Origin of the sequence: Methylomonas rivi (assembly GCF_024505165.1) — a bacterium.
Lineage (GTDB): Bacteria > Pseudomonadota > Gammaproteobacteria > Methylococcales > Methylomonadaceae > Methylomonas > Methylomonas rivi.
In genome coordinates this window covers 26,940-37,516 of sequence record NZ_JANIBK010000029.1, presented here as the reverse complement: position 1 = coordinate 37,516, position 10,577 = coordinate 26,940, and the positions used below count along the sequence as shown (strand labels likewise).

The following is a 10,577-nucleotide window of genomic DNA, read 5'->3' as shown; positions in this document are numbered from 1 at the left end:
CGGCCGGAGACGCCGTTTGAGCGGCATCCGCTCCCGTTACGGGAGCCGTTCCCGCCGGCTGGGCCGGCGCGCTCAGCAACTGTATCCTGTCGTCCAAATCCGAATACATATTGCTTTGCTTACGTTCCAGATCGGCAATGGTCTGAGACTGCTCCTCCACCATGCCTCTGAGTTGCTGCACTTCCAATTGCAACTGCTCCAGTCGTCCCAACACTTCAAAAATAGCGCTATCGGCACCCGCCGCGGGTGCTCCATAGCCAGCATTTCCCTGGTAGCCGGAATTATTGACGGGCAGCGCGCCAGCTTCGGCCATCAAGCCGAACTGAGCGCATAGCATTAAAAGCGCGGTTTTTTTCATTGATAGCCTACTTCTACACGACGGTTCATTTGCCATGCGGATTCGCCGCTACCGGAAACGGCCGGTTTTTCTTCGCCGTAGCTGACGATTTCCAACTGGCCGCCGGTGACGCCTTGCGAGCGCATCATTCTTTCCACGGATTTGGCGCGTTGCTCGCCCAAGGCGATGTTGTACTCGCTGGAGCCGCGTTCATCGGCATGGCCGGACAAGATGACATGTTGATTGGGGTGCGAGGCCAAATATTGCGCATGAGCGGCAACCACGGGCACGTATTCCTGTTTAACCTGGCTGCTATCCAATTCAAAGTAAATGACTTGTTTCGACAATGGGTTGTTAGGATCGCTGAATTCCGGACCCAGGTTCGATCCCGAACCGGAGTTATAGCCGTTGCCGGAACCGAATTGGCTGCCGGCCATGGAACCGTCGTTGTAGCCGCTGGTTGAGGCATCGGCGCCGCTTTGGCCGCCGTCGGCCAAGCTACCCTCTTCATCGGTCGAGCTGCAACCGGTTGCCAACACAGCCATCATTGCCAAAACCAAATGGGTTTTATTTAATTTCATACATCATCTCCGAAATTTTAAAGTTCAAACGAAAAAAATTAGTGTGTTGCCGTTAAGGCGCCCAGGCCGGCTCGCGCACGCCGCCGCTTTGAAAGTCCAGTTTTTGCTGCATCGCCCCGTCGGTTGAAACCACCGACAATACCGATCTGCCGCCTTTGTTGGCCGCAAACAGAATCATGCTGCCGTTAGGCGCAAAACTGGGCGACTCGTCCAGATTGCCTTCGCTTAATACGTTAACGGTACGGGACGCCATATCCATTACCGCAATCCGGTATCTGCCGCCGTTACCGTTAACCATGGCCAGACTTCTACCATCGGCCGAAAAACGTCCCCTGGCATTGTAATCGCCTTGGAAAGTCAGGCGAGTCGCCCTGCCGCCGCTGCTTGGGATGGTATACAACTGTGGTTTACCGCCTTGATCGGAGGTGAACACGATGGTCCCGCCGTCGGCGGACCAGGACGGTTCGGTGTCGATAGACAAGCCCGAAGTCAAGCGGGTTAAATTCCGGTTGGACAGATTTAACACATATATATCCGGGCTGCCATCTTTCGACAAGGTAATGGCCAGCCGGCTGCCATCCGGCGAGAATGCCGGCGCGCCGTTAATACCGGGATATGAGGAAACGCTTTGCCGCTGTCCGGTCGCCAAAGTCTGCACGAAAATCTCGGAACGTTTGGTATGAAAGGAAACATAGGCGATTTTCGCCCCGTCGGGCGACCAAGCGGGGGCCATGATGGGCTCCGGCGACTCGGCGATGGTCCTGGGGTTGTAACCGTCCGCATCCGCGACTTGCAGCATGTATTGCTTGCCGCCGCCTCTTGCGGCGCTTGTGACATAGGCGATGCGGGTATTGAACGCACCCTTGCGGCCGGTCAGTTTTTCGTAAATCAGGTCGCTGATATGATGGGCCGCGCGGCGCAATTCGTTGCCGCCTACCGTCAGTTTGTAGCCCATCAACAGCTGGCCGTTATGTACATTAAACAAATGGAACTGAATATTAAAACTGCCACCATTACCCAGCACTTGGCCGATCACCATGTAATCCTGGCCCAGCACCTGCCAGTCGCGGAAATTGATTTTTTCCGGCTCGCTGGGCTGGGTCAGCATATCTTCTTCCGGCAGGGTCTTGAAAAAGCCGCTGCCGGCCAAATCGGAACTGATCACATCGGTCAATTTGACATTGCCCACCGAGCCTTGCTGCGCGAACGGCACAATGGCAATCGGCACGGCGGTTTGCGAGCCTTTGGTGATTTCAATGGTTAAGCCTTCCGCTTGGGCTACCGATAGTAACGCAGCCAATAAACCCAAGAAAAAAGTTTTTATTACTAAACTCATGTTGTGTTTCCGTATTAATTATTCCGGTTTGAAAACAAACGCGAAGACTCTAAATTTTTGATTAAACAATTCCCGATCTTGCGGCACAGGCAAAGGGGAGGCTTTTCTGACCGCATTTTCCGCGGACCGGTCGAAAATACTATCTCCGCTACTGCTCACCACCACGGCATCCATTACTTCCCCGCTGGCCAGTAATTTTACCTGAATCGTACACTTTAAGCCTTCCGTTGCTGTCATGGGCCGAGTCCAGGCACCTTCCACCTTGCGCATGATGGCTTGCTGCGCCGCCAAACTGGCTTGTTTGTCCGCTTCGGCCTTGGCCGAGGCAGCGGCCTGCCTTTCCTGCTCGGCTTTAGCGGCGGCGGCCGCTGCTTCGGCAGCCTGTCTTTCTTGTTCGGCTTTTGCCTTCGCTTCCGCCTCGGCCCTGGCTTTAGCTTCCGCATCCGCCTTGGCCTTGGCTTCCGCCGCCGCTTTGGCTTTAGCCTCTGCCTCGGCTTTAGCTTTTGCCTCGGCGGCCGCCTTGGCTTTGGCCGCCTCCGCCGCCTGCCTTTCCTTTTCGGCTTTTTCGGCCGCTAATTTCGCTTGGCGTTCTTTTTCGGCCCTTTCGGCCGCCAACTGTTTTTCTTTTTCCGCTTTAGCGGCGGCGGCCGTTGCTTCGGCCGCCTGTCTTGCCTGTTCCGCCTTGGCTTTAGCCGCAGCCTCCTGTTTCTCTTTCTCGGCCTGTTCGGCGGCGGCCTTGGCCAGACGTTCTTTTTCCAGTTTCCGGGCCGCTTCCTGCTTGGCTTTTTCAGCGGCCAATTGTTTGTCTTTCTCGGCTTTCACCTCGGCGTCGGCTACCTGTTTGGCTTTTTCCAGGGCTATGGCGGCTTGTTTTTCAGCCTCTGCCTTGGCTTTTTGTTCGCTGGCTTTCTTTTCCTGCTCGGCCTTGGTCTTTTCGGCGGCCATTTGTTTGTCTTTTTCCGCCCTGGCTTGCGCCTCGGCGGCTTTTTGTTCCTGCAATTTCTTTTGCTCTAGGGCTTTTAGTTCCTGCTGTTTTTTCTCTTGAGCCTGTTTTTCGGCCTCCAGCTGTTTTTGCTTTTCAGCCGCTGCCTGGGCTTTTTTCTCTTCCTGCAAACGTTTTTCCTTGGCTTCCTGTAGCTTGTGCTCTTCTTCCTTGCGACTAGCTTCCAGCTGTTCGCGCTTTTTTTGCTCGTCCAAGGCTTGTTGCTTCAGTTTGTCGGCCGCTTCCCGGGCTTTTTGCTCCTCCTGCAGCCGCTGCTTTTTCGCCTGTTCCAGCAATTGTTGTTCGGTTTTGCGCGCGTTTTCCAGTTGCTGCTGGTGCTGAATTTCAGCCTGGTGCTTATCTTCCTCAGCCTGTTTCAATCTATCGGCTTCGGCCTGAATCTGCGTATCGTCGAGGATAGTGGCCTCCACAATCTCCGGCATGGGCTCGACTTTGACCATGTCCGGATCGGGGGTAAAACTAAAGCCGAACATCAACAATATGGCAATATGCAGTGCCAACGCCAATGCAAGAGAAAGTCCGAATTTCCGCATCTGAATAGTGATATTAATTCTCGGGTGGCGTTGTCATCAGACCCACCTTAGGTGCGCCAGCCGCTTTCAGCGCTACCATCACGGTAACGATTTTGCCGTATTCGACCAAATGGTCCCCGCGCACATAGATTTGCGCCTGCGGATTATTGCGAAATACCGCGGCAACCCGTGTGTACAAAGTCTGCTCGTCAACCGGTTCGTCCTGCCTGTCGCCAATGTCGATATAGAAACTGCCGTCATGCTTGATCGACACGATCACCGGCGGCTCGTCTTTTAAGTCCACGGCCGCCGCTTCCGCCTGCGGTAAATCCACGTCGACGCCGGTTTGCACCAACGGCGCGGTAATCATGAATATCATCAACAAGACGAAAGTGACGTCGATGTAGGGAACGACGTTGATCTCCGCCATGGGGCCGCGGCGTTTACGGGTTCTTCGGTTGCTGCCGCCTACGTTCATTTGCTGTGCGCCTGTCTTTGCAAAAGCACCACGAATTCGTCGATAAAAAGTTCATACCGGCCCGCCAGTCTGTCCAGCCGGGTGGAAAACCGGTTGTAGGCAATCACCGCAGGAATGGCGGCGAACAAGCCGATGGCCGTCGCAATCAAGGCTTCCGAGATACCCGGCGCGACATTGGCCAGCGTGGCGTTTTTGATTTCGCCCAAGGCCCGAAACGAATTCATAATCCCCCACACGGTGCCGAACAAACCGATATAAGGGCTGGTGGAGCCTACCGTGGCCAGGAAGGGCAAGGTTTCGTCCAGCCGATCCAGTTCCCGCGACAATTCGATACGCATGGCGCGTTGAGCGCTTTCCACCTGCACGGCCGGCTCGACCTCGCCTTTCTGGCGCATGCGGGCAAACTCCCGATAGCCCGCTAAAAATATTTTTTCGATGCCTTCCGGCTCGAAGCGGTCGCTGGCCATTTTTTTATACAACTCGGCCAAGCCCACGCCCGACCAGAATTCGTCCTCGAAATCCTCGGTAATCGAAATCGCCTGACTGAGTTCCTTACGCTTGGTAAAGATGAATGTCCATGAGGCGACCGAAGCCGACAGCAAAATAAACATCACGAATTGAACGACAAAACTGGCCTCTTTGACCAGATGCAGGATGGATAAATCGGTGTTCATCTAAGTTAATTGCTCCAAAATGGCAATAGGGATAAGTTTGGGTTTCATGCTTTGCGCATCGATACAGGCTATGCGGACTTTTCCGTTACATAACACATCGTGCTGGCGGGTAATGGTTTGCTCAAAGGTAAGACTGGTTTTTTTATTTTCAATAATCTTCGCGCCGACCAGAATTTGTTCGTTAAACCGAGCCGGTTTCAAATAATCGATGCTGACCGAACGCACCACAAAAATCACATTGTCCCGCGCCATCAACCGGTCTTGTTCGAAACCGTAACTACGCAGCATCTCCGTTCTGGCACGTTCGAAAAACTTCAGGTAATTGGCATAAAACACCACGCCGCCGGCATCGGTGTCTTCATAATATACCCTGACGGGCCAGCTAAATTCTTTCATTCGGCTATCGGTAATTTAACTGTCAAAAATATCTTCATTGCCGGGCTGTTGCCTGGGCGGTTGCAGGCCGAAATGGCTGTAAGCCTTGTGCGTCACCACTCGCCCGCGCGGGGTGCGCATAATAAAACCCTGCTGCAAAAGATAAGGTTCCAGCACATCTTCCACGGTGCCGCGCTCTTCGCTGATCGCCGCGGCCAGAGTATCCAGGCCAACCGGCCCACCCTGAAAATGTTCTATCATCGCCATGAGCAATTTGCGATCCAACATATCGAAGCCGTGCCGGTCGATTTTCAGCATTTCCAGGGCTTGCCGGGCAATATCGCGGCTGATGGTGCCATTACCTTTCACTTCCGCGAAATCCCGCACCCGCCGCAATAAACGATTGGCAATCCGCGGCGTGCCTCTGGAGCGGCAGGCGATTTCATCGCCGCCGCCGCTATCCATGGCAATACCCAACAGTTTCGCCGAGCGGCCCACTATACTAGCCAGTTCTTCGATGCTATAAAACTCCAGGCGCTGGACGATGCCGAACCGGTCGCGCAACGGCGATGTCAGTAAACCGGCGCGGGTGGTTGCGCCCACCAGGGTAAAAGGCGGCAAATCCAGCTTGATCGACCGGGCGGCGGGGCCTTCGCCTATTATAATATCAATCTGGTAGTCTTCCATAGCAGGATATAGCACTTCTTCAACCGCCGGGCTCAACCTGTGGATTTCGTCGATAAATAAGACGTCGTGGGCCTGCAGATTGGTCAGCAATGCCGCCAGATCGCCGGCCTTATCCAGCACCGGCCCGGAGGTCTGGCGAATGTTGACGTTCATCTCGGCGGCCACGATATTGGCCAAGGTGGTTTTTCCCAAGCCCGGCGGGCCGAAAATCAGCACATGATCCAAAGCTTCCGCGCGGCTCACCGCCGCCTGGATGAAGATTTCCATTTGCAGACACAATTCCTTTTGCCCGACATAGTCCTTCAAGCGTTTGGGCCGAATCGCCCTATCCAGACGCTCTTCGTCATTGCCGACCTGCGCGGTGATCAAGCGATCGCTTTCTATCATTTAATGGTGCCCCGCAGCGCCTGCCGGATAATATCCTCGCAGCTTTTGTCCTCCACGGCGACGGCTTGTACCATTCTGGTCGCGTCCTGCGGTTTATAACCCAAGGCGCACAGGGCGGTAATGGCTTCTTGCTTGGGGCTATTGCCCACGGCGGCGGGGGTATGCTCACGCCCCGGCTCCGCGCTTGACTCGCCCAAGGCCGGCAGGCGGCCGCGCATTTCGATAATCAAACGTTCGGCGGTTTTTTGCCCCACGCCCGGCAAGCGCACCAAGGCTTTGACATCGTTATCGTCCACGCAACGGTAGAATTCCGCCACGCTCTGCCCGGATAAAATGGTCAGCGCCAGCTTGGGACCGACACCGTTGACCTTGATCAGGGTTCTGAACAGCATGCGTTCGGTTTCGCTGGCGAAGCCGAACAGGATATGCGCATCTTCGCGCACCACCAGATGGGTATGCAGCTTGACTTCCTGGCCCAAGGCCGGCAAGTCGTAGAAGGTGGTCATGGGTGCCTCCACTTCGTAGCCCACGCCTTGCACGTCCAGCACCAGTTGCGGCGGCGTTTTCTGGATCAATTTGCCGCGTAAAAAACCGATCACGATACCGCCTTTTGGATGCGTTGCGCCGTTTGTTGGTAATGATGGTGGCACAGGCCGATCGCCAAGGCATCGCTGGCATCGATCTGCATATCGCCCTGAATCCCCAACAGTATCTTCACCATGTGCTGAACTTGTTGTTTTTCGGCATTGCCCTTGCCGACCAAGGCTTGTTTGACCTGCCGCGCCGCATACTCGAATACCGGCAAATCCTGGTTCAAGGTCGCGCAAATAGCCGCGCCGCGCGCCTGTCCCAATTTCAGCGCCGAATCGGCATTTTTATGCATGAAGACCTGTTCGATGGCCATTTGCTGAGGTTGATAAAGCTCGATGATTTGCGTCACGCCGTCGAAGATCTGCTTAAGTCTGGCCGGAAAATCCTCGGCCTGTATGCGTATGCAGCCGCTGGCGACATAGCGAACCCCGCGAGGCGTGATTTCCACCACGCCGTAACCGGTAATACGCGATCCGGGATCGATCCCAAGGATTCTCGACAATGGCTTAGTGATAGCTATTCAATAAAAGTGAAATTAAGCATTATCCATGGCATCCATGATGTCGTCGCTGATATCGGCATTGGAATAAACGTCCTGCACGTCATCCAGGTCTTCCAGCCTATCGATCAGCTTCATCATTTTTTCCGCGGCCTCGGCATCCAATTCGGTTTTGGTGTCGGCGTGCATGGTAATTTCGGCGTTTTCCGGCTCGAAACCCGCCGCAACCAGCGCTTCCTTAACGCTCAGATAGACTTCGGGCGCAGTAAATACATCGACGGAACCGTCGTCGTTGCTCACGATATCGTCGGCGCCGGCTTCCAGCGCCGTTTCCATCACGGCGTCTTCGTCAACTTCGCTACCGAAGCTGATAATGCCGACCTTGCGAAACAGATACGCCACCGAGCCGTCGGTACCCAAATTTCCGCCGTGCTTGGAAAAGGCGTGCCGCACATCGGCCACGGTACGATTCCGGTTATCCGTCAGACAATTCACCATCACGGCGGCACCGCCAGGCCCATAGCCTTCGTAGCGGACTTCTTCATAATTGACGCCATCCAGCGCACCGATAGCTTTTTTGATGGTGTTATCGATGGTATCGCGCTTCATGTTGGCGCCCAGCGCCTTGTCGATCGCGGTGCGCAGACTGGGGTTATTGGTCGGATCGCCGCCGCCGGAGCCTTTTGCCGCCACGGTGATTTCCCGTATCATCTTGGTAAAAATCTTGCCGCGCTTGGCGTCCTGAGCGCCTTTACGGTGCTTGATATTCGCCCACTTACTATGCCCTGCCATTTTCTCTCTCTAAAACTTTTTCAAATTTGTGAATTCTATCACTGTCAAACCCGCTTATCGAGCCCGCCTACAGTACGTAAGGCAATATCGCGGTCAACGACGTATCCGCCAAAAACAGATCGGCTTGTTCCCGCACCAGCGGCCGTTTAACCACCCCGCCAAACCCTATCATATAAGCCCCCGCCAGCTTGGCTTCCAAATCGGTTTTGCCGTCGCCTACCATTACCAAGGATGAGTGATGCATCCTCAGCCGCCGGCAAATACGCGCCTTGCCGCCGCTGACCGCCAACGGCGACTGCCGGGCAAAATCCACGTATCGGCCCTGCTCGTCGAACACCACATCCACCGCGTGCACGTGTTCTTCGGGAATACCCAGCAAGGCCGCCAGTGGTAGTATCGCTTGGCGAAGCCCGCCGCTGATGATATGAATCAGTTTGCCGTTATCCCGCAGAGTCTTGACGGTTTCCGCCGCCCCGTCCACCATTTCGGCAATGTACAGTTCCGCCAACCAATCTATTGCGGCTTGATCGGGCTTGATCACGTTCAAGCGGTCGCCGTAAACCGCTTCCAAGGCCATCTCGCCGTTCATGGCCGCATCGGTCATGGCCGCAACCCGCTCAAAGCTGCCCTGCCGCCTGGCCAGTTCGTCTATGCCTTCGACCCTGCTCAGGGTACTGTCGCAATCGAAACAGATGACATCGAAACTCATAACACTATCTGGCGAGCCGTGTGAACCGCAGGCACATCGCAAACGGCCTTCAATACCTGTTCGCTCAAAGGATCCGATACGCTGATCACCATCATGGCCAATTGATGTTCATCCGCCACGCTGACCTGCATGCGGGTGATATTGATATTAGCCATGCCTAAAATCGAGCTGATCGCCGCGATCACGCCGGGCTTGTCGTCATGGCGGGTCACCAGCAGGGCCCCTTCCGGCACCACCTCGATTTCGAAATGGTTAATGCTGACCAGGCGCGGATGGTGATCGCCCAGCAAGGTGCCGGCCAGCGACACGCTTTTATCCACGCAATGCCCGGTGATGCTGATCAGCGACTGGTAGCCTTCGGCCTCTTCGGTTTGCGACTCCACCAGTGCGATGCCCTGGCGTTTGGCAATATTCTCCACATTCACCCGGTTGACCGGCGTATCGAACTGGCCCGCCAGCAAACCCACCATGGCTTCGGCGGAAATCGGCCGAATCTTGCCCAGCGCGGCCTTACCGAACACCGCCACTTCCAGCTTTTGCATCGGCTGATCGATCAAACCCAGTAAGACCTGGCCCAAAATATGGGCTAGCTTCATGAACGGCTGGGCCTGCTTCAATTCTTCCGCCGACAACCGCGGCAAATTCAGGGCGTTGACGGCTTCGCCAGTTTGCAGGTATTTCACCACTTGGCGGGCGATTTCCACACTGACCGCCACCTGCGCTTCCTTGGTCGAGGCGCCCAGATGCGGCGTAAATACCACATTGTCCAGACCCAATAACGGCGAATCCTTGGGCGGCTCCTGTTCGTACACGTCCAGCGCCGCGCCGGCAATCCGGCCCTCTTTCAAGGCATCGTATAACGCCGCCTCATCCACCAAACCGCCGCGGGCGCAGTTGATCAGGCGGGCCGACTTTTTCATCGCGGCCAATTGTTCGCGGCCGATCACGTTGCGGGTTTTTTCCAGCAGCGGACAATGCAAGGTCAGATAATCGGCCTGTTTGACTAATGTATCCAGATCGACCATTTCCGCGCCGCATTTTTCGAATATTTCCGGCGCCACGAACGGATCGCAGGCAATCACCCGCATACCCAAACCGTTACCGCGTTGCGCCACGATGCGGCCAATGGTGCCGAAACCCAAAATAGCCAGGGTTTTATGGCTGATTTCCGCGCCGACCAGCTTGGAACGCTCCCATTTGCCGTCCCGCACCGACTGATTGGCAACCGGCAGATTCCTGCTCAAGGAAAACATATGGGCGATCGCCAGTTCGGCGGTGGTGGTGGCATTGGCATCCGGGGTATTCATGACGATGATGCCCTGTTCCATGGCCACCGCCAGGTCGACGTTATCGACCCCGATACCGGCACGGCCGACCACTTTCAATCTTTTTGCCGCCTTCAAGACCGGGGCGGTTACCTGGGTGTCGCTGCGAATCAACAAGGCGTCGTATGCGGGGATAATTTCGCATAATTCGGCTTCGCTCAACCCGGTCTGAATATGGATTTGAATGCCGTCCTGCTCATTCAAAAAATTAATGCCGTCATCCGCCAGTTTGTCGGCGATCAGTATCTTTTTCATCGTCACGATTCGAGATTATTGGATAAGATGGCATTT

General features: G+C 55.3%; 13 protein-coding genes. All 13 read right to left on the bottom strand.

Annotated elements, in window-relative coordinates; genetic code table 11:
• A partial coding sequence (locus tag NP596_RS07950) for a YbgF trimerization domain-containing protein (protein ID WP_305891716.1) occupies nt 1-358 on the bottom strand: 358 nt, incomplete at its 3' end.
• The gene (pal, locus tag NP596_RS07945; protein ID WP_256614770.1) at nt 355-918 is read right to left on the bottom strand and encodes a peptidoglycan-associated lipoprotein Pal; all 564 of its coding nucleotides are present in this window, start codon (nt 916-918) and stop codon (nt 355-357) included. The genes NP596_RS07950 and pal, both read right to left, overlap by 4 nt.
• 52 nt (nt 919-970) lie before the next feature.
• Nucleotides 971-2,254: a Tol-Pal system beta propeller repeat protein TolB gene (gene tolB, locus NP596_RS07940; protein WP_256614769.1), complete on the bottom strand. Its 1,284-nt coding sequence runs from the start codon at nt 2,252-2,254 to the stop codon at nt 971-973.
• An 18-nt stretch (nt 2,255-2,272) separates the two neighbouring features.
• Nucleotides 2,273-3,790 (bottom strand): cell envelope integrity protein TolA, encoded by a 1,518-nt coding sequence (tolA, locus tag NP596_RS07935; protein WP_256614768.1) that lies wholly within the window; start codon nt 3,788-3,790, stop codon nt 2,273-2,275.
• Between the two features lie 13 nt (nt 3,791-3,803).
• Nucleotides 3,804-4,247 (bottom strand): protein TolR, encoded by a 444-nt coding sequence (gene tolR, locus NP596_RS07930; protein WP_256614767.1) that lies wholly within the window; start codon nt 4,245-4,247, stop codon nt 3,804-3,806.
• Entirely contained in the window at nt 4,244-4,921 is a 678-nt protein-coding gene (gene tolQ / locus NP596_RS07925; protein WP_256614766.1) for a protein TolQ, read from the bottom strand. Before tolQ ends, tolR begins: the two co-directional genes overlap by 4 nt.
• A complete protein-coding gene (ybgC, locus tag NP596_RS07920) occupies nt 4,922-5,317 on the bottom strand; it encodes a tol-pal system-associated acyl-CoA thioesterase (RefSeq protein ID WP_256614765.1) in 396 nt (131 codons plus the stop codon).
• Nucleotides 5,318-5,332: 15 nt separating this feature from the next.
• Entirely contained in the window at nt 5,333-6,367 is a 1,035-nt protein-coding gene (gene ruvB / locus NP596_RS07915; RefSeq protein ID WP_256614772.1) for a Holliday junction branch migration DNA helicase RuvB, read from the bottom strand.
• Nucleotides 6,367-6,969 carry a Holliday junction branch migration protein RuvA gene (gene ruvA, locus NP596_RS07910; protein WP_256614764.1) on the bottom strand — a complete coding sequence of 201 codons (603 nt, stop codon included), beginning with the start codon at nt 6,967-6,969 and terminating at the stop codon, nt 6,367-6,369. Before ruvA ends, ruvB begins: the two co-directional genes overlap by 1 nt.
• Nucleotides 6,966-7,463, bottom strand: coding sequence for a crossover junction endodeoxyribonuclease RuvC (gene ruvC, locus NP596_RS07905; RefSeq protein WP_256614763.1), 498 nt, complete (start codon nt 7,461-7,463; stop codon nt 6,966-6,968). The genes ruvA and ruvC overlap by 4 nt, the downstream gene beginning before the upstream one ends.
• 33 nt (nt 7,464-7,496) lie before the next feature.
• A complete protein-coding gene (locus NP596_RS07900) occupies nt 7,497-8,252 on the bottom strand; it encodes a YebC/PmpR family DNA-binding transcriptional regulator (protein ID WP_256614761.1) in 756 nt (251 codons plus the stop codon).
• A 67-nt stretch (nt 8,253-8,319) separates the two neighbouring features.
• Nucleotides 8,320-8,961 carry an HAD-IB family phosphatase gene (locus NP596_RS07895; protein WP_256614760.1) on the bottom strand — a complete coding sequence of 214 codons (642 nt, stop codon included), beginning with the start codon at nt 8,959-8,961 and terminating at the stop codon, nt 8,320-8,322.
• Nucleotides 8,958-10,541, bottom strand: a complete 1,584-nt coding sequence (gene serA / locus NP596_RS07890; protein WP_256614759.1) for a phosphoglycerate dehydrogenase — start codon at nt 10,539-10,541, stop codon at nt 8,958-8,960. The genes NP596_RS07895 and serA overlap by 4 nt, the downstream gene beginning before the upstream one ends.
• Nucleotides 10,542-10,577 lie beyond the last annotated feature (36 nt).